Genomic DNA, 19,523 nt, shown 5'->3' with positions numbered 1-19,523 from the left:
TCAAGCGACGGCTACGACGTCGAGAATCCGTTGCACCACCCGATCCTGGTCGATGCCGGCGGCTTCGGCCTCGAACGACAGAATGATGCGGTGGCGCAACACGTCGAACAACACCGCCTGGATGTCTTCCGGGCTGACGAAATCGCGACCGGCCAGCCACGCGTGGGCGCGGGCACAGCGGTCGAGGGCGATCGAGCCACGCGGGCTGGCGCCGTAGGCGATCCACTCGGCCATTTCCGGGTCGAACTTGGCCGGGTTACGCGTGGCCATGACCAGTTGCACGAGGTATTCCTCCACGGCGTCCGCCATGTACAGACCGAGGATTTCCTTGCGGGCGGCGAAGATCGCCTGCTGGCTGACCCGGCGTTCGGGCTTGGTTTCGCCGTTCAGGGCTTCGCCCCGGGCCTGTTGCAGGATCCGCCGTTCGACGGCAGCGTCGGGGAAACCGATTTTCACGTGCATCAGGAAGCGGTCGAGCTGGGCTTCGGGCAGCGGGTACGTGCCTTCCTGCTCGATCGGGTTCTGGGTGGCCATCACCAGAAACAGCGGCGACAGCTCGTAAGTGCTGCGCCCGACACTGACCTGACGTTCGGCCATGGCTTCGAGCAGCGCCGATTGCACCTTGGCCGGGGCCCGGTTGATTTCGTCCGCCAGCACCAGGTTGTGGAAGATCGGGCCTTGCTGGAACACGAAGCTGCCGGTTTCCGGGCGATAGATCTCGGTGCCGGTGATGTCGGCCGGCAACAGGTCGGGCGTGAACTGGATGCGATGGAACTGGGCTTCGATGCCCTCGGCGAGCTCTTTGATCGCTTTGGTCTTGGCCAGACCCGGAGCGCCCTCGACCAGCATGTGGCCATCGGCGAGCAGGGCGATGAGCAAGCGCTCGATGAGTTTTTCCTGGCCGAGAATCTGCGTTGAAAGAAAGGTTCGCAGCGCCAGCAGCGCTTCACGATGTTCCATCGATGACTGTTCCTGGAAAGGGTGGCCACAGGCGTTCGGATAACGCCGGGGCTGGGGGCGTTACTTTAATCCATCGCAGGGGGTGGCGACTAACGGCATTTTGCGCAAAGTGCGGGAAATGACCGGGGCAATTGTTGGAATTTTGTAGAAGGGGAGATGTGCAGTGTTTTTCAAGGCCTCTTCGCGAGCAGGCTCGCTCCCACACTGACCGGTGTACACCGTTCAAATGTGGGAGCGAGCCTGCTCGCGAAAGGGCCAGTCAGGCCAACATCAAATCTGGCTGATATAGGTGCCAGTACCGTCAAGAATGTTCTTCAGGGTCTCCTCGACCTCGGCCAGATCCACCATGTCCGGGTTGTAGGTGATTTCCAGCACATCATCCCCGTTCAACGCATCGGCATCCGCTGCAGCAATTTCGATCTTCAGCAGGGTCTTGGTCAGAGTGACTTTCACGCCGTCGAGGGTCGAAGGCTCGCCATCCAGGGTGATCTCCAGTTCATCCTCGTCCGGATAGCGGCTCATCAGAAACATTTCGCCCTTGTCGCTGTGGCAGCAGAGCATGGCCATGTTGTCTTCTTCGTCGTCGCACGGGTTGACGATCAAAAGGGCGGTGGTCATTTGCATGGGGAATTCCTGACTTGGCGGGCGTGTTGGTCGCATTTGGGCGCGATTCTGCCAGCCCCCGGGAATTTATGCATGTGAGAGTGTCAGAGCATGTGTCGTGAACGCGACACAGGTCAATGGTCATTCCTGGCACGTCTGTACCGTAAAAACGGGCATTCAGACCGACGTTCTGCCCCATGAATGCTAGTGTTTAGCGATGCCCCGGCCTTGGTTTACGTGCCAATGACCGAATATGTCGCAGCACCGCAAGCAGACACATTGTCGCACCCATTAAGCTGCGCAACGGATGTGCACCCGTAAAGACATTGCCATGGCCCCGCGAGCGGCGCCGGACAGTCGTTTTTGCAGATGCCCATTCATGGAAGGTGAATGTGACCTGAGAGTCTCGTCCAGCTTCACCCACCTGTCACCCTGTTTCCTCTGCCCGAGATTCAGGAACAGGGCGACGGAACGCCCCGAAAGGGGTTTTGCACGCGACGCTTTCCATCAATAACAAGCCCAAGCGGAGTACCACAGATGGCGTTCTTCACCGCAGCCAGCAAAGCCGACTTCCAGCACCAACTGCAAGCGGCACTGGCGCAGCACATCAGTGAACAGGCACTGCCACAAGTGGCGCTGTTCGCTGAACAATTCTTCGGCATCATTTCCCTGGACGAGCTGACCCAACGTCGCCTCTCCGACCTCGCTGGCTGTACTCTTTCTGCGTGGCGCCTGCTTGAGCGCTTCGATCACGCGCAGCCGCAGGTGCGCGTCTACAACCCCGATTACGAACGTCACGGCTGGCAGTCGACCCACACCGCTGTCGAAGTGCTGCACCACGACCTGCCATTTCTGGTGGACTCGGTGCGTACCGAGCTGAACCGTCGCGGCTACAGCATCCACACCCTGCAGACCACCGTGCTCAGCGTGCGTCGTGGCAGCAAGGGCGAGCTGCTGGAAATCCTGCCAAAGGGCACCACCGGCGAAGGCATTCAGCACGAGTCGCTGATGTACCTGGAAATCGACCGTTGCGCCAACGCGGCCGAACTGAATGTGCTGAGCAAGGAACTGGAACAGGTTCTGGGTGAAGTCCGCGTCGCGGTCGCCGATTTCGAGCCGATGAAGGCCAAGGTGCAGGAAATCCTCACCAAGCTCGATCACAGCGCATTCGCCGTCGATGCCGACGAGAAGACCGAAATCAAGAGCTTCCTGGAATGGCTGGTGGGCAACCACTTCACCTTCCTCGGCTACGAAGAGTTCACCGTGGTCGATCAGGCCGATGGTGGTCATATCGAATACGACCAGAACTCCTTCCTCGGCCTGACCAAGATGCTGCGCACCGGTCTGACCAACGAAGACCGCCACATCGAAGATTACGCCGTGAACTACCTGCGCGAACCGACGCTGCTGTCGTTCGCCAAGGCTGCACACCCGAGCCGCGTACACCGTCCGGCCTACCCGGACTACGTCTCGATCCGCGAAATCGACGCCGACGGTAAAGTCATCAAGGAACACCGCTTCATGGGCCTGTACACCTCGTCGGTGTATGGCGAAAGCGTACGTGTCATCCCGTTCATCCGCCGCAAGGTCGAAGAGATCGAGCGTCGCTCCGGCTTCCAGGCCAAGGCTCACCTGGGCAAGGAACTGGCCCAGGTACTGGAAGTGCTGCCGCGTGACGACCTGTTCCAGACCCCGGTCGACGAACTGTTCAACACCGTGATGTCGATCGTGCAGATCCAGGAACGCAACAAGATCCGCGTGTTCCTGCGCAAAGACCCGTACGGTCGTTTCTGCTACTGCCTGGCCTACGTGCCGCGCGACATCTACTCCACCGAAGTTCGCCAGAAAATCCAGCAAGTACTGATGGAGCGCCTGAAGGCGACCGACTGCGAATTCTGGACCTTCTTCTCCGAGTCCGTGCTGGCCCGCGTGCAACTGATTCTGCGCGTCGACCCGAAAAACCGCATCGACATCGACCCGCTGCAACTGGAAAACGAAGTCATCCAGGCTTGCCGCAGTTGGCAGGACGACTACGCCGCCCTGACCGTTGAAACCTTCGGCGAAGCCCACGGCACCAACGTGCTGGCAGACTTCCCGAAAGGCTTCCCGGCTGGCTACCGCGAGCGTTTCGCGGCGCATTCGGCCGTGGTCGACATGCAGCACCTGCTGAGCCTGAACGAAAAAAATCCACTGGTGATGAGCTTCTATCAGCCGCTGGGTCAGGTCTCCGGCCAGCGCGAGCTGCATTGCAAGCTGTACCACGCCGACACCCCGCTGGCACTGTCCGACGTCTTGCCGATCCTGGAAAACCTCGGCCTGCGCGTATTGGGTGAATTCCCGTACCGTCTGCGTCACACCAACGGTCGCGAGTTCTGGATTCATGACTTCGCGTTCACCGCTGCCGAAGGCCTGGACCTCGACATCCAGCAGCTCAACGACACCCTGCAGGACGCGTTCGTCCACATCGTCCGTGGCGATGCCGAGAACGATGCGTTCAACCGTCTGGTGCTGACCGCCGGTCTGCCATGGCGCGACGTGGCGCTGCTGCGCGCTTACGCCCGTTACCTGAAGCAGATCCGTCTGGGCTTCGACCTGGGTTACATCGCCAGCACCCTGAACAACCACACAGATATCGCTCGCGAACTGACCCGGTTGTTCAAGACCCGCTTCTACCTGGCGCGCAAGCTGGGCAGCGAAGATCTGGAAGACAAGCAACAGCGCCTGGAACAAGCGATCCTGACCGCGCTGGACGACGTTCAAGTCCTTAACGAAGACCGCATCCTGCGTCGTTACCTGGACCTGATCAAAGCTACCCTGCGCACCAACTTCTACCAGACCGACGCCAACGGCCAGAACAAGTCGTACTTCAGCTTCAAGTTCAACCCGCACTTGATCCCTGAACTGCCGAAGCCTGTTCCGAAGTTCGAAATCTTCGTTTACTCGCCTCGCGTCGAAGGCGTGCACCTGCGCTTCGGCAACGTCGCTCGTGGCGGCCTGCGCTGGTCCGACCGTGAAGAAGACTTCCGTACCGAAGTCCTGGGCCTGGTAAAAGCCCAGCAAGTGAAGAACTCGGTCATCGTGCCGGTGGGTGCGAAGGGCGGCTTCCTGCCGCGTCGCCTGCCACTGGGCGGCAGCCGTGACGAGATCGCGGCCGAGGGCATCGCCTGCTACCGCATCTTCATCTCGGGCCTGTTGGACATCACCGACAACCTGAAGGACGGCAAACTGGTACCGCCGGCCAACGTCGTGCGTCATGACGACGATGACCCGTACCTGGTGGTCGCGGCGGACAAGGGCACTGCAACCTTCTCCGACATCGCCAACGGCATCGCCATCGACTACGGCTTCTGGCTGGGTGACGCGTTCGCGTCCGGTGGTTCGGCCGGTTACGACCACAAGAAAATGGGCATCACCGCCAAAGGCGCGTGGGTCGGCGTACAGCGCCACTTCCGCGAGCGCGGCATCAATGTCCAGGAAGACAGCGTGACCGTGGTCGGCATCGGCGACATGGCCGGCGACGTCTTCGGTAACGGTCTGTTGATGTCCGACAAGCTGCAACTGGTTGCCGCGTTCAACCACCTGCACATCTTCATCGACCCGAACCCGAACCCGGCCACCAGCTTCGTCGAGCGTCAGCGCATGTTCGACCTGCCGCGTTCGGCCTGGTCCGACTACGACACCAGCATCATGTCCGAAGGCGGCGGCATCTTCTCGCGCAGCGCGAAGAGCATCGCCATTTCGCCACAGATGAAAGAGCGCTTCGACATCCAGGCCGACAAGCTGACCCCGACCGAACTGCTGAACGCCTTGCTCAAGGCGCCGGTGGATCTGCTGTGGAACGGCGGTATCGGTACTTACGTCAAGGCGAGTACCGAAAGCCACGCCGATGTCGGCGACAAGGCCAACGATGCACTGCGCGTGAACGGCAACGAACTGCGCTGCAAAGTGGTGGGCGAGGGCGGTAACCTCGGCATGACCCAACTGGGTCGTGTGGAATTCGGTCTCAATGGCGGCGGTTCCAACACCGACTTCATCGACAACGCCGGTGGCGTGGACTGCTCCGACCACGAAGTGAACATCAAGATCCTGCTGAACGAAGTGGTTCAGGCCGGCGACATGACCGGCAAGCAACGCGATCAGTTGCTGGCAAGCATGACCGACGAAGTCGGTGGTCTGGTGCTGGGCAACAACTACAAGCAGACGCAGGCCCTGTCCCTGGCTGCCCGCCGTGCCTACGAGCGTGCTGCCGAGTACAAACGCCTGATGAGCGATCTGGAAGGCCGTGGCAAGCTGGACCGCGCCATCGAGTACCTGCCGACCGAGGAGCAGCTCACCGAGCGCGCCGCGGCTGGCAAGGGCCTGACGCGTCCGGAACTGTCGGTACTGATCTCGTACAGCAAGATCGACCTCAAGCAGCAGCTGCTGGACTCACTGGTGCCGGACGACGACTACCTGACCCGCGACATGGAAACGGCGTTCCCGCCGACTCTGGTCAGCAAGTTCTCCGAAGCCATGCGCCGTCACCGTCTGAAGCGCGAAATCGTCAGCACCCAGATCGCCAACGATCTGGTCAACCACATGGGCATCACCTTCGTTCAAAGGCTCAAAGAGTCCACCGGCATGACCCCGGCGAACGTGGCAGGCGCTTACGTGATCGTGCGCGACATCTTCCACCTCCCGCACTGGTTCCGTCAGATTGAAGCCCTGGACTATCAGGTCTCCGCTGACGTGCAACTGGAGCTGATGGACGAGTTGATGCGTCTGGGCCGTCGCGCTACACGCTGGTTCCTGCGTGCCCGCCGCAACGAGCAGAACGCTGCCCGTGACGTCGCGCATTTCGGTCCGCACCTGAAAGAGCTGGGCCTGAAGCTGGATGAGCTGCTGAGCGGCGAAATCCGTGAAAACTGGCAAGAGCGTTATCAGGCTTACGTAGCCGCCGGTGTACCGGAGCTGCTGGCGCGTATGGTGGCGGGCACAACCCACCTCTACACGCTGCTGCCGATCATCGAAGCGGCCGACGTGACTGGCCAGGATCCAGCCGAAGTGGCCAAGGCCTACTTCGCCGTGGGCAGCGCGCTGGACATCACCTGGTACATCTCGCAGATCAGCGCCTTGCCGGTTGAAAACAACTGGCAGGCCCTGGCCCGTGAAGCGTTCCGCGACGACGTCGACTGGCAGCAACGTGCGATCACCATCGCCGTTCTGCAAGCGGGCGGCGGTGATTCGGACGTGGAAACCCGTCTGGCACTGTGGATGAAGCAGAACGACGCCATGATCGAACGCTGGCGCGCCATGCTGGTGGAAATCCGTGCCGCCAGCGGCACCGACTACGCCATGTATGCGGTGGCCAACCGTGAACTGAACGACGTGGCGCTGAGCGGCCAGGCGGTGGTGCCTGCTGCGGCGACGGCGGAGCTTGAGCTTGCTTGAGTAGCTGCTGAATGAAAAAGCCCCGCTCTCGAGAGAGGCGGGGCTTTTTTATGCCTGTTGTTTGGCGGTATTTGTGTGTTGCTGCACAAATCCAGCCCCTCACCCCAGCCCTCTCCCCAATGGGGCGAGGGGGAAAGGGAGCCGATTTGTGTGTTTTTCGAAACTTGAGTTCGACTCGGTATTTCACGTCGGCGTAACTCTAACAAACACCTCGGTCAGTCCCCTCTCCCTTCGGGCGGTCCGACGTTTCGGGAGGGCTAGGGTGAGGGCCGCGGCCTGACAGTCACTGCAACTTATGTAGTTGTTTACTATCAAGCATCGACACATTACCTGCCGACCTGGTCAGCAAATTACTGAGCGACTGATCAAACTTCTGCAACGCCCGAACCTGAACTTCCTGCTGCTGATTAATATCCGCAACAATCTCTTCCGAACGCTTGAAGTCCGCCCAGACTGGCGTCAACTCTTTCGCCTCGGACCCCTTGGCCGTCCCGATGTAGTTCAACTTCCCGTCATAAAAGTCCGCACTCACATCCGCCTTGATGTCCGAACTGCGCGAAGTCATCAACTGGCTGTGAGTGTCGACGATCGCCACCACATCCGGCTTCGCCGCACGCAAGCTCTGCATGTCCGGGTACACGGTGACCGAGCCGAACTGGCGTTGAAGCGAGGCTTTCACCCAGTCCACGGCCATGTCCGGTTTCGAGGTGGCGACGTAGGCGTCGTGGATCGGCTGCACCAATAAACTCTGGCCGAAACCGGTGCCGGCGTTGGCCTGATAGTCGCGCAGGTATTCGCGGTTGGTCTGGGTGCTTGGGCTGTAGACGACGCCCAACGAAACGCCGGGACCGCTTTTGACCTGGGCCGCGTTGCTGCGGCCGACCGGTTGGGTGAACAGTGTGTCGAGGGAAGAAACCGCTTTTGGAGCGGTGGGAACGGAGCAGGCGGACAACGCTAAAACTGATATCGCCAAGGTACTGGCAAAGGCAAGTTTCATGGTGAGTCTCCCGTGAAGCAACTTCAGTCGGAAAGTCAGAGGTGTCGGGGTTGATTAAATGGAACCGGCGACAGTTGCCTCAGACTACGCCCGCCCAACTGAAAACTTCCTGACAATTTGCTGAATGGCTGTCATCCAATGGTTTTATTGGTTGTAAGCGTTCGGGACTAATTACCGCGAGAAATAAAAAAGGCGCCAATCAACAATTTGCGCCTTTTAGTTATGGCTGGTGGAACAACCATCAGTTTTTCAATGGGATCAACACTTGCTCGTCCGGCGAGAGCACCATGAACACCAGCAACTTGGCCGGCCTGGTTTTGCTGGCGTTTTTCGACACCAGATGTTCGGAGCCGGCGGGTTCGTACCAGAATTGGCCTTTCTTGTAGGTGACCGCTTGTTCACCCTTGACCTGGGACGTCACTTCGCCTTCGAGCACATACGCCATGGCCGTGCCGTCGTGCTTGTGAGCGATGGAGGACTGGCCGGGTTTGTAGTCGACTTCGATCATCATGGCTTTTTTGCCGGGGACATTTTTCAGCATCTGATCCTGCAGGACCGAGATTTTCTCGGACGGGGAATCGGTGTCGTGGGCCAGTGCCGAAGCGCTGATGGTGAGGGCCAGAGCGGCGAGCGGGGCGGCAAGCAAGTGCAGGACTTTCATGGTGATCACCTGATGAAGTGGGGGAGTCGGTCATCACAGTAGTCCGCGTGCCGGGGTATTCAAACGGCCAATGTTCGGGAAGTTTGGGTGACCAATCTGGGGGATTTCAGCGCCTTCAAATACGCCATCGCTGGCAAGCCAGCTCCCACAGGTTTTTGTGTCGTTCATATGATTTGTGAACGATACAAAACCTTGTGGGAGCTGGCTTGCCAGCGATGGCGTCAGTAAGTCAAACGATTGGAAACGAGTTGAAATCGACGCTGTTGGCCAGTCGACTGTCGATCAGATCGATAAACCCCTGCGCCTCAGGCCGGTTGAAGTGCGCCTGCATCGCCGCTTCCGACTGCCAGCGGGCACTCACCGTCCAGCGGTGGCTGTCCTCGGGGCAGCGGTCAACCAGATAGGAATCGCAGCCCGGTGTTTCGCGAAGGGTGTCGACGATCTTCTGCAACTGCTTGCCCAGCTCCTCGGAGCGGCCGGCAGCAGCCTGCACCTGTACGGTGTTGATCACTTCGTTGGACATTGCTCACACTCCTGAATCAGGCCGGACGAATCCTGCTCATTGAGGGATAACGCCTGTGCAGAATAGGCCTGCACCCCCGTATCACCAATAACCAATCGGCGGGTAATCCGTTAGACCAATCTACCCGGCGACCTGTTGCAGAATGTCGCGCAGGCGATCCAGCGCGATATCGATGTCCAGCGTCTCGATGGCACCGAAACCGAAATACAGCCCGCTTCTGGCAGGCTGCTGGTAATAGAAGCCGTCGATGGCGTACAGCCCGACTTCGACCTTTTTCGCCAGTTCGATCACCAGCGGCAAGTCGATCGCCACCCGGCAGAACACCGCCATATGGAAGCCTGCACTCGCCGGCACGGCTTCCAGCCACGGCGAAAGGTCGGTGGCCATGCGGGCCAGGATCCGCTCGCGGCGCTGGGCGTAAATGGTGTGGCAGCGGCGGATGTGCTTGAGCAGGCAACCCTCGGCGATGAACTTGGCCAGCGCCCATTGCGGCAGGGTGGAGGCGTGCAGGTCGGTGAGCTGCTTGGCGCGGATCACCGCTTCGAGGATCGCCGGCGGCAGGATCGCGTAACCGAGCCGCAGCTCGGGCAGCAGGGTCTTGGAGAAGGTGCCGACGTAGGCGACGATGCCGCGCTGATCGAGCTTGTGCAGCGAATCGGTCGGGCGACCCTCGTAGCGGAATTCGCTGTCATAGTCGTCCTCGATGATGATCGCGCCAAGTTCGTAGGCCCGGGCCAGCAACGCCTCGCGCCGCGCCTGGCTCATCGGCATGCCCAGCGGGAACTGGTGCGACGGCGTCACGTAGATCAGCCGGGTGCCATCGGGAATCTGCGCGACCTGAATCCCTTGCGCATCCACCGGCACACCGACCACCGTGGCGCCGTGAGTGCCGAACAACAACCGCGCCGGCGGATAACCCGGATCTTCCATCGCCACCAGACTGCCGGGCCGCAGCAGCACACGGGCGATCAGGTCCAGCGCCTGCTGCGCGCCGTTGCACACCACGATGTCTTCGTCCTGGCAGGTCACGCCACGGGAAAACGCGATGTGCCGGGCAATCGCATTGCGCAGCGCCGGCAAGCCTTCCGCCACGCTGTAGAAACCTTTGGAACCGGCCATTTGCCGCATGGCGTGGGAGACACAGCGGCGCCAGTCATCGTGGGGGAATTGACCCTTGCTGGTGGCGCCGCCGATAAAGTCGTAGCGCAGCGAGCCGTCCAGCGTCGGATGGCGCAGGAACACCGGTAAATTGCACCAGCTCGCGATCACCTCGGAACTGGCCAGTTCGCAATGGCTTTGCTTGCGCTGCACTGGCGTCGAGCGGGCGTTGACGTAAGTGCCTTTGCCGATGACGCCGGTGAGGAAGTTCTCGTAAGTGAGTTGCGCGTAGGTGTCGGAAATGGTCTTGCGCGAAATCCCCAGTTGCTCAGCGAGCAAGCGGCTGGGCGGCAGTTGCGTGCCGGCGGCCAGACGCCCGGATTCAATGGCGCCGCGCAGTTGTTGATACAACTGACCCGCCAGATCCTTGCGGCCGTTGATCACGACGTGAAGTTCCATACCGACGGGGCTCTCCGGGTAATTGAGTGTGCCGGCCAGATTACTCCCGAATGCGGTATCGGCAGAAGTTGAGTAGTGAAAATCCCCCAAATTGGCATAGGGCCCTGTGGGAGCGAGCCTGCTCGCGATAGCGTCCTGTCAGTCACCATTGACGACGCAGACAAACTGCCATCGCTAGCAGGCTAGCTCCCACAAGGTTTTGTGTTTGGCATTGTTCAGTGGTCTGCCGGTTTTTCGTGCAATTGGGGCTGTAACCCTGGCGCGCCAGCGCTTACCGTGAAATCACTCTTCTGCTGCCCGAGGCCCGCCCATGTCCCCGCGTCTGGATTACTACAGCGCTTCACCCAAAGCCATGAAAGCGATGATTGCCCTGGAAGCGCTGACCAGCAGCCTGAGCATCGAGGCGCCATTGCTGCACCTGATCAAGATCCGCGCTTCGCAACTCAACGGGTGCGCGTTCTGCACCGACATGCATTCGGTGGAAGCGCGGCGGGCAGGGGAGACGGACCGGCGGCTGTATGCCATTGCGGTCTGGCGCGACAGCGGCTTCTTCAACCTGCGCGAGCGAGCGGCGCTGGCCTGGACCGACGCGGTGACGCTGCTGGCGGAAAGTCATGTACCGGACGACGTCTATGAGCAGGCACGAGCACAGTTCAACGAAGGCGAACTGGTAGACCTGACAATGGCCGTCAGCACCATCAGCAACTGGAATCGCCTGGCGGTGAGTTTTCGCCAGATTCCCAGCGACTGATCGACGAAACTAGTTCGGTGGCCGCTGCGGTTTGACCGACGTGCCAAACGTGTTGCCCATCCGCGTGCTGGTGGCCGCCGGCGTCGCCAGTCCCACCTGATTCGGCGGGCGCTTGTTGACCGGTACATTCATCGCTTCCTGATTCTTCTGCGCAGCCGCCGCGCCATTGGGGTTGTTGCCCATCTGCTGGCTCAGGCAGTCGTAATTCGGCGCCTTGTAGCCACCCACCGTCACCTCGACACAGCCCAGCGGCTCCTCCGCGTGTGCGCTGCCCAACACCGTCAGCACCAAGCCGCCGAAGACGACTTTCCAGACTGATTTCATGCCTGCCTCCTGGCCGGCCCGAAGGGGCCGTTCTGGTTCAAGAGTCTAGTGCAACGGCGGTGCCGATCCCGTGATGGTTTTTTTGCAGTGGCCGTCACACCAGATTCATAAACAGCCCTCAGGATGACGGTTTTCAGGGGTGCATCAGTCGTGCAGCGAGGCCGTGCCAGGGACGAATTTGCGCGCTCAGCGCTCATGCGCCAGCTCTGTCTGGGGCTGCTGCTTGGCTTGTTTCTGAGCCGTGCCAGCGCCGATCCGGTACCGGCGTCGATGCGCATGACGCTGCACATCCCGGCCCAGGAACTGGCCCGTGCCCTCGATCAGTTCAGCCGCGCCACCGGCATGGCGGTGCTGGTCGACAGCCAGTTGAGTCGCGGTCGACGTTCACTGGCGGTGGATGGCGAATTCACCGCCGCCGAAGCGTTGCGGCGGATGCTCGGTGGCAGCGGCTTGATGGCCAAGTACAGCCGCGACGACGCGTTCACCTTGCAGGTTGCGCAAGTCGAGGAAGTGCCAATGCCGGCGGAGAAACCGACCCCCGCCAGCGCAGCGGTCAACCGCAGTTACGCCACGGCGGTGCAGGCCGCGATTGAGCGCAACCTGTGCCGCTCGCCGCTGACCCGGCCCGGCAGTTTTCGCGCGGTGTTGCAGCTGTGGATCGGTCGCGACGGAGTGGTGCAGCACAACCGGTTGGTCACCACCACCGGCGATGTTCGGCGCGATGCGGCGTTGGTAGACAGTTTTCACACGCTCAAAATCGACCGGCCCACACCCGGCGCATTGCGCCAGCCAGTCACCTTGCTGTTGTTACCCGAATCGTCAGGAAAGCGCATGGAATGCACACAATGGGAAGGAGTTTCCGGGGGATGAAAGACGCCGGGCAAAGTTCGATGGTCCAGCTGTTCCTGACGTCCTACGAGGACTTTCGGGTGCGCCTGCGACGCCGTCTCGGCTCGGAAGACCTGGCCAACGACGTGCTGCAGGAAACCTGGCTGCGGCTCGACCGCATGGAAGCGCCGCCGAACCTGCTGCGGCCCAACGCCTACCTCTATCGCATGGCCCTGAACATCGCCGCCGACCGCCGCCAGGCCGATGCGCGGCTGCTCACCGGCAGCGAAGTCGAAGAACTGCTGCAAGTCAGCGACGAAGCGCTGGACCCGATGCGCGTGGTCGGCGGCCAAAAGGAAATCCAGTCCCTGGTCAGCGCCCTCTACGAGTTGCCGGCCCGGCGCCGCCGGATCTTTATCGCCGCACGGCTGGAAGAAGCGCCGCACCTGGAAATCTCCCAGCGTTTCGGCATTTCCACGCGCATGGTCGAGAAAGAAATCAAGGCTGCACTGGGGTACTGCGCGGCCAAACTGGAAAGAAAAGTGTTTCAGCGGTTCGGTCGCGGGGCCGGAAAACCGTCTAGTGAATGAAGCTCCGATTGAGTGTCCCGATCAACCCGTCGAGTACCTGTGCGTTTGAACATCTTCCGTCTGACACCTGCCGAGCCCACGCCTGCCGAGCGTCTGCAAAGCGAAGCCCGCGACTGGCTGATCCTGCTGACCTCCGGCCGCGCCACGGTCGCCGATGCCCGAGCGCTGCGCCAGTGGTGCGCCCAAAGCCCCGAACACGCCCGCGCCTTCGAAGAGTGCAAAGCGTTGTGGCACCTGCTGCAACCGGCGGCCGAAGCGACGCAGGCGCCACGCCGGTTCGGGCGGCGAGCCTTTCTCGGCGGCGCGATGGCTGCTTCGGCGGCGTTCCTGTTGGTGCGCGGCACGATCCCGGGTGGTTTCTCCGGACTTGGCGCGGATTACATCACCGAAGTCGGCCAGCAACGCCGGGTCGAACCGGCCGATGGCTTGAGCCTGGAACTGAACACCCAGACCCGTATCAACCAGCGTTCGGTGGATGAGGGCGTACAAGGTTTTGAACTGGTCAGCGGCGAAGTCGAAGTGCAGACCGCACGGCTGCCCATGGCGATGCAGGCCGGTGGCGGATGGCTGCGGGCGAGCAGGGCGCGGTTCAACCTGCGCAACCTCGATCAACAGGTGTGCGTGACGTGCCTCGATGGCGCGATAGATGTGGAAGTTGAAGGTCGCAACCTGCGACTGGAACCGGGCCAGCAATTGACCTATGACGCGCAACAAGTCGGTACCGTGCAAAGTGTCGACACGACGGCAGTCACCAACTGGCGCCAACAGGTCCTGGTGTTTAACGGCGCAACCCTGAGCCAGATGATCGACGAGATCAACCGCTACCGTCCTGGCATGTTGTTGCTGCTGAACCGTGAACTCGGCCAGCGCCGCGTTCAGGCGCGTTTCTCTCTTGATCAACTCGCCGGCGTAGGCGCACTGATCCGCGATGCCTACGGCGTCAAATGCACCGAGCTGCCGGGCGGCGTAGTCGTCCTCAGCTAACTAAAAACAGTACTCACAAACACCCTATATCCCTGTGGGAGCCAGCCTGCTGGCGATGAGGGCAGCACATTCGACATCTCATTGCCTGACCCACCGCATCGCCAGCAGGCTGGCTCCCACAAAGTTCAACGGTGACCGCCGCTACTGCAAAGGCCCCATAACCTGCCGATACTTCTCCGGCCCTTGCGGTGTTTGCCGAGTCAACCGCACCTCCAGCCCCAACGGATCCTCCCGCCGATTCCCGCTCAACTGCCGCCACCCGTTGTCCACTTCCCAAACCCGCACCTGCAAATCAGTCACCTCACCCAACACCGCCACCCCAGCGGTCGGCGCCGGCAACGGATAGCGACTGCGCGCCGGCCCCACAGCGCGATACAACGTGTCCCCCTTGAGCCACCACCGCACCCGCTGCAACGCCCCCGGCTGATCCGCCGCGCTCCGAATGATGTCCAGTCGAAACCCCTTGCTGTCACTGCTGCGCACCGTAACGGCAGGCTGGGCCGTCGCCGGTTCATCCTCGGTGCCGACCTTCTTCGGCTCCGTCAGCTCGATCCCGGCGCGCATCTCCACATCTCGCTGCATCTGATTCAACGCCCGCAACAGGCTGTCGCTCTGCTCACCACTGGCCTGCAAATGGCTGTCGGCGCGGGTGACACTGTCCAGCCCCTTCCAGGCGATCAGGCTGACCACCGCCATCAACAGAATCGCGACCATCACCTCGATCAGCGTAAAACCGTGTTGTCTGTTCATTGCACGCTAATCCGGCCCGAAGCATCGCGCAGCACACTCAACCGATTGAGCCCGTCAGACAGCGTCAACTGCAGCGGCGGATTGATCCACTCCGCGTTCAGCACCACTTTCTGCTTCGGCTCCACCCGCACCGCAAGCTTCGGACTCTGCCAGGGACGTGGCCGCAACTGCGGGTCCCGATCGAAATGATCAAAGCCCTTGCCGCTGTCACTGCGCCGACTGAACCGAAACCCCTTGCCATCGCTCAACCACGCAATCGGCCGGCCATCGGCGCGGGCCTCCGCCTGAGCAATCTGCAGCAACTGCGCCACGCGCTCGGCGTCCTTGCGCAGCAACTGCAACGGATCGGGCTTGATACTCAGACTGATCGCCGCACTGGCGATGCCGATGATAACCAGCACCACCATCAACTCGATCAGCGTAAAACCCTGCTGCCTGCACCGGTTCATCGAATGCGCACTCCCTTGCGTCCAGCCCCGTCCCAAAAAACCATCCTGCACGGCCAACATGTAAGGCGTGTGAAATAAAACCGTGAGAATTGCCGCGTAGTCTGGTCACCGGGACTAAAAGGAGATTCAGCCCATGAGATTCACCGCACGCTTTTCACCCCCCCAAATCATCCAGGCCACCGCACTGCTGGCCGCCCTGGTCGGCATCGCCACCTGGTCATCCCTGCTCCTGACCACCGCCGAATCCCACACCCCGGCCGCCGCCCCGCAACTGCTCGCGGCGCGCAGCGATAACCCGGCTTTGCAGTGGTTCTCCAACCGCACGGCGCCGGTGGAGATCAAGGTGAGTGGCGTGATGGCGGGGAGTCGGGGGGCGGTGGCGATACTCAGCCTGAACGACGGACCGCCGAGGAGTTTTTTGCAGGGAGAGCGGGTGAGTCCTGGGGTGAAGTTGGTGGCGGTGGAGGGGGATGGGGTGGTGATTGAGCAGGGTGGGGAGAGGGTGAGGTTGGGGGTGGAGAAGTTGGAGGAGGGGGTGGAGATGCCTAGGTTGGTTAGGCCGTGATGTGGTGAAAGAGGCAGGACCCGGCATTGCTCAGCGAATGGCTGAGTAGAGAATTGCAAAGACTCACCCTCTATTGATGGATTGGCGGCTTTCTTAGCGTGTTGATTGGCTGGCTCGAAACGGAACACACTTTTGTCCCGCGGGTAGGAGTCGCGTTCATTTTTCAACAATTCTTCTATCCGTACGCGATAGTGGCAATTTGCCCGGATGTGGGTTAAGTTTAAAAAAACCTTCATTACGCTAGGGAAAGAGCATGTCGGGCTACTCATTTGAAAATGGCAAAACCAATGGATGTATACACAAAGCAGTGTGTGAAAGTTGCCAAATTGAGCAACGACATGTTGTGGAGACATCTAGACGCGCCAAATGGAAAAGTGATGAATTTACCGCAATTACAGAGTTTGAAATAATCCGCTGCATGAATTGCGATACTATTTCTTTCAGAAAAGAGTCGTCTAATAGTGAGGACTATTATTACAATCCTGAAAGTGAAGAATATAACAGCCACTATGATGTTTCTCTTTATCCTAATCGGACTGCTGGTCGATTTAAAATAGAAGGTAACTGGTATCTTCCGCCGGATGTTCGTGCTGCTTACGAGGAAGTCATTAGTGCAGTCAATGGTGGGCAGCCAATCCTTGCAGGACTTGGAGTGAGGGTTCTTATTGAAGTTATATGTCGAGATCAGAACGCTGCTGGAAAATCTTTGCTCTCAAAAATTGATGATCTAAAAACAAAGGGTGTACTCACTGTTGCAGGTGCTGATATTTTGCACAAGCTTCGGTCCATGGGTAACGACTCCGCTCATGAGGCCAAGCCAAGCAGTGATAAGCAGATATCTCTTGCTATGGATGTTGTAGAGAACCTTTTGCAGAGTGTTTATATTCACCCAGGTGAAGCAAAGTCTGCCTTTAAATGAAGTTTTTTTCAAAGCGGCGAAGGTGGATTGATTTGATATATGAGAATGCGGTTCACGTTTAGGTGTGTCGCTCTGTGCTAAAGATTAACCCTTTAATTGGGGGGGGGTAGTTGCTGTTGTGTTTGGCCTGACGTTTGTAATCATGGTGTCTGATTTCAGTAGTCAATTAATGTAGGAGATCATAATTCAATGAATTGTTTTTGCGCTTTTAAGGTGGTCCTGGAAAAGGAAAAGGGGACGAAAGGAAAAGGGGAGTGATTTATTTTCTGAGTAATAAATCACTCCCCATTGTTTCCAAGGCCGATGTTATCAACAGCATCGGTTAATAGATGGCTTTCAATATGCCCACGATCGCACAGGAATGTTAATGTTTGGTAAATGGGTGAACCCCATATGCAAAAATTGTTCTAAGCAGAAAAGTGGGCTGATCTATTTTTCACTTTTTTACCAAAAATAGATCAGAAAATAGATCAGAAAATAGATCAGTCCTATGTTTTCATGTAGTGTATTCGTTTACGAGGAAGTCATAGGACGATTCAGGAAAGTAGGCGTTCTATCGAATATAGACATATCTAGCTTTTCGGGTCTAACATATGCGTCGTCGCGCATCCAGCTTTCAATGTAGTCAGGAATGAACTGAGGCAAAGGTACAGCTTCTTTGTTCATGCTCTTGAGAAGAATTTTGCAAAGTCGCGTAATTTTTTCAGAGGGGCTATTATCCTGAATGACGGTAAGAAATTGTTGATGCATAAACTGTACAAATTTTCTTTTGTGCTGAACGATGATTAAGTCGCAATATTCAGGCGACATGAAGTCCAGGTCGAATGGGTCCGTATGATAAGCTTCAGGGTCGTCCAATACTAGTCTCTGACGATATATAACCAACATCCTATGATAGTCGCGAATTATGCGTTCCAGTGCTTTGTCTGAGGCTTTAGTTTTACCCTCTGTCGCGATGAGAGAGGGTAATTGGAATGCAAAAAAATCAAAATCAGCTCCTGTGAAGTAGCTAAGCGAATCATTAATGTGTTCTTTCGAAAATTGACTAAAAATCAGTCGCTGCGCTATATTAGTTCGATCATTCGATTTGAATGATATAAGGTAGTTTTCACCAAGATTAAGTGATACGAAATCTACGAGCATTGAACTGTTCATGGGCACTACAACTCCATCCCTCCCAATAATGAACATGCTATCATCATCGTGCCGCTTGATGTACGAGTTAAGATTGAACTCATGATAGGTTGCTGCTCTAGATGGTGACGAAGAAAGCTCCTCTAAGAATATAGCTATTGAATTCTGGTTGTGGTGAGTTTTTGCTCCGTAAATGAAGAGCTTATGCAGGCGCTTTAATTCGAATAGGTGAAGGCCGCCTGTGTGGATTACTGAACATTGTAGAAAACGTTGCATGCACTTGAGGAAGTGGTCGGTTTTGTTGAGAAGGTCATATTGCAAGAGGACGTAAAAACATTCATACGCATTTTGTGATATTTGGCATGCGTTGAAATCCAATGGTGATCCGGATTTTGGTATGTTTGAAAGGTAGAGTGCTTGCTGTTGAAAAGATGATTCCTTTGTTATTACATGGTCTTTTAAATAAGTTATTGTCTTCGCGAGGTCGGAATGACTAAGGGAGGATGCTACTTGATCTAAAGATGCAAGCCTTTTTTCACGCCACTCGTCATGAGGCTGCCCTTTTTTTGGTATGGTTCTGGTAATGGTAAACTCAGGTGTAAGCCGTCGCAGCTTTTCGTAGTTAGGTTGTCCGTTATGCCAAATTTTGCTCAAATTGTAATGCTCGCTCGATCGCAGTTCAACTGACTCTGCCATTATTAACGAGATGGTGTCACCATGGGAGAAGGGTTTACCGTTGTTGCCAGTCCACGGTTGAGTCCAAGAAGGAAACGCGGACCTTATTTCTCTGCCTTTCAATTGTACTTGAATTCTCATCGAGGTCATTGGGTGTTCAACGTTTGCATATCCAACGATGTGATATTCCTGATCAGGAGAAGACGGCTGCACCGAATTTTCCTTGTCAATATTTTGAAGCGCCTGATCAATAATGTTTAGGATCTCGGGCTGTTCTAATTCTTTGGGGAATAATGTTTTCCAAAGGTATCCTGATTTGTAATAGGTCTCAGGTAGTAAGGTTAAGTCTGCTGCTTTACTTGCAAATAGCCGCCTTGGTAATTTAACTGTAAGTACTTTGTTTTGAAGTTCTCGAAGGTAGAACCAGTCATCATCCACTTCCGGATCAAATGCATCCAAGGATGTTATTTTTGGATGCTGGTTTAAAAAATTGACAAGCGCAGAGTAGGTGTGAACTCCCCCAGATATCACATTGGTCACAGTAGATTTTCCACCACCAGCTGGTCGTTCAATCCTAGTTGTGAAGTCGCCTTCGATAATATGTCGAAGTGCTCTCGGGTGAAGTGTGTACGCCCCGTTTGGCCCGAGCTTTATAGTGTTTTCCATAAAAGGTTCCTCAATACTTGAAAAGTTTCATAATTTGGCATTTGAGAAATAAGACGGACATTGAAGGCCATCCAGCGATTAGGGCGTAAAAGGGACTGATCTGTTTTTAAAAATAGATCAGTCCCCTTTTTTGTCCGAAACGCATTTAGAATATTCC

Annotated in this window: 17 protein-coding genes; 7 read left to right on the top strand and 10 right to left on the bottom strand. The window is 57.6% G+C overall.

What is annotated here, in order from left to right:
• Positions 1-960 (bottom strand): AAA family ATPase, encoded by a 960-nt coding sequence (locus NE357_RS15950; protein WP_007913915.1) that lies wholly within the window; start codon positions 958-960, stop codon positions 1-3.
• A gap of 270 nt (positions 961-1,230) precedes the next feature.
• Positions 1,231-1,584: a hypothetical protein gene (locus tag NE357_RS15945; RefSeq protein ID WP_169430676.1), complete on the bottom strand. Its 354-nt coding sequence runs from the start codon at positions 1,582-1,584 to the stop codon at positions 1,231-1,233.
• 516 nt (positions 1,585-2,100) lie between these two features.
• Between NE357_RS15945 and NE357_RS15940 the strand changes: the two genes are divergently transcribed.
• Complete coding sequence (locus tag NE357_RS15940; protein WP_169430675.1) at positions 2,101-6,993, top strand: NAD-glutamate dehydrogenase; 4,893 nt, start codon at positions 2,101-2,103, stop codon at positions 6,991-6,993.
• A gap of 283 nt (positions 6,994-7,276) precedes the next feature.
• On the opposite strand, the gene NE357_RS15935 is transcribed toward NE357_RS15940, so the two are convergent.
• The 4 genes from NE357_RS15935 to pdxR form a co-directional block, all read right to left on the bottom strand.
• Positions 7,277-7,990 (bottom strand): ATPase, encoded by a 714-nt coding sequence (locus tag NE357_RS15935; RefSeq protein WP_169430674.1) that lies wholly within the window; start codon positions 7,988-7,990, stop codon positions 7,277-7,279.
• 241 nt (positions 7,991-8,231) lie between these two features.
• On the bottom strand, positions 8,232-8,651 hold the full coding sequence (locus NE357_RS15930; protein ID WP_169430673.1) for a cupin domain-containing protein: 420 nt from the start codon (positions 8,649-8,651) through the stop codon (positions 8,232-8,234).
• A 229-nt stretch (positions 8,652-8,880) separates the two neighbouring features.
• Complete coding sequence (locus tag NE357_RS15925; protein ID WP_169430672.1) at positions 8,881-9,174, bottom strand: putative quinol monooxygenase; 294 nt, start codon at positions 9,172-9,174, stop codon at positions 8,881-8,883.
• 120 nt (positions 9,175-9,294) lie between these two features.
• A complete protein-coding gene (gene pdxR / locus NE357_RS15920; RefSeq protein WP_169430671.1) occupies positions 9,295-10,731 on the bottom strand; it encodes a MocR-like pyridoxine biosynthesis transcription factor PdxR in 1,437 nt (478 codons plus the stop codon).
• 310 nt (positions 10,732-11,041) lie between these two features.
• Here pdxR and NE357_RS15915 point away from each other — a divergent pair, with 310 nt between their 5' ends.
• Positions 11,042-11,482 carry a carboxymuconolactone decarboxylase family protein gene (locus tag NE357_RS15915; protein ID WP_169430670.1) on the top strand — a complete coding sequence of 147 codons (441 nt, stop codon included), beginning with the start codon at positions 11,042-11,044 and terminating at the stop codon, positions 11,480-11,482.
• Positions 11,483-11,491: 9 nt separating this feature from the next.
• On the opposite strand, the gene NE357_RS15910 is transcribed toward NE357_RS15915, so the two are convergent.
• Complete coding sequence (locus NE357_RS15910; RefSeq protein ID WP_169430669.1) at positions 11,492-11,806, bottom strand: hypothetical protein; 315 nt, start codon at positions 11,804-11,806, stop codon at positions 11,492-11,494.
• A 195-nt stretch (positions 11,807-12,001) separates the two neighbouring features.
• Here NE357_RS15910 and NE357_RS15905 point away from each other — a divergent pair, with 195 nt between their 5' ends.
• Genes NE357_RS15905 through NE357_RS15895 form a run of 3 tightly spaced genes read left to right on the top strand, consistent with a single transcriptional unit; the run spans position 12,002 to position 14,208 of the window.
• Positions 12,002-12,676 (top strand): STN domain-containing protein, encoded by a 675-nt coding sequence (locus NE357_RS15905; RefSeq protein ID WP_169430668.1) that lies wholly within the window; start codon positions 12,002-12,004, stop codon positions 12,674-12,676.
• Entirely contained in the window at positions 12,673-13,224 is a 552-nt protein-coding gene (locus NE357_RS15900; RefSeq protein ID WP_169430667.1) for an RNA polymerase sigma factor, read from the top strand. The genes NE357_RS15905 and NE357_RS15900 overlap by 4 nt, the downstream gene beginning before the upstream one ends.
• A 45-nt stretch (positions 13,225-13,269) precedes the next feature.
• Positions 13,270-14,208, top strand: coding sequence for a FecR family protein (locus NE357_RS15895; protein ID WP_169432661.1), 939 nt, complete (start codon positions 13,270-13,272; stop codon positions 14,206-14,208).
• A gap of 141 nt (positions 14,209-14,349) precedes the next feature.
• Here the strand turns inward: NE357_RS15895 and NE357_RS15890 are convergent, their stop codons facing one another.
• Complete coding sequence (locus NE357_RS15890) at positions 14,350-14,958, bottom strand: prepilin-type N-terminal cleavage/methylation domain-containing protein (protein ID WP_169430666.1); 609 nt, start codon at positions 14,956-14,958, stop codon at positions 14,350-14,352.
• Positions 14,955-15,407 carry a type II secretion system minor pseudopilin GspH gene (gspH, locus tag NE357_RS15885; protein ID WP_108562333.1) on the bottom strand — a complete coding sequence of 151 codons (453 nt, stop codon included), beginning with the start codon at positions 15,405-15,407 and terminating at the stop codon, positions 14,955-14,957. Before gspH ends, NE357_RS15890 begins: the two co-directional genes overlap by 4 nt.
• 133 nt (positions 15,408-15,540) lie before the next feature.
• On the opposite strand from gspH, the gene NE357_RS15880 reads away from it, so the two are divergent.
• Both NE357_RS15880 and NE357_RS15875 read left to right on the top strand, forming a co-directional pair.
• Positions 15,541-15,972, top strand: a complete 432-nt coding sequence (locus NE357_RS15880) for a type II secretion system protein N (protein WP_445576622.1) — start codon at positions 15,541-15,543, stop codon at positions 15,970-15,972.
• Positions 15,973-16,225: 253 nt separating this feature from the next.
• Positions 16,226-16,891, top strand: coding sequence for a DUF4145 domain-containing protein (locus NE357_RS15875; protein ID WP_169430665.1), 666 nt, complete (start codon positions 16,226-16,228; stop codon positions 16,889-16,891).
• Between the two features lie 513 nt (positions 16,892-17,404).
• On the opposite strand, the gene NE357_RS15870 is transcribed toward NE357_RS15875, so the two are convergent.
• The gene (locus NE357_RS15870; RefSeq protein WP_169430664.1) at positions 17,405-19,366 is read right to left on the bottom strand and encodes a hypothetical protein; all 1,962 of its coding nucleotides are present in this window, start codon (positions 19,364-19,366) and stop codon (positions 17,405-17,407) included.
• Positions 19,367-19,523 lie beyond the last annotated feature (157 nt).

The sequence above is a fragment of the Pseudomonas sp. G7(2022) genome, assembly GCF_052660475.1.
Note: the sequence above shows the minus strand (reverse complement) of the source record. Positions and strands in the feature narration are given on the sequence as shown.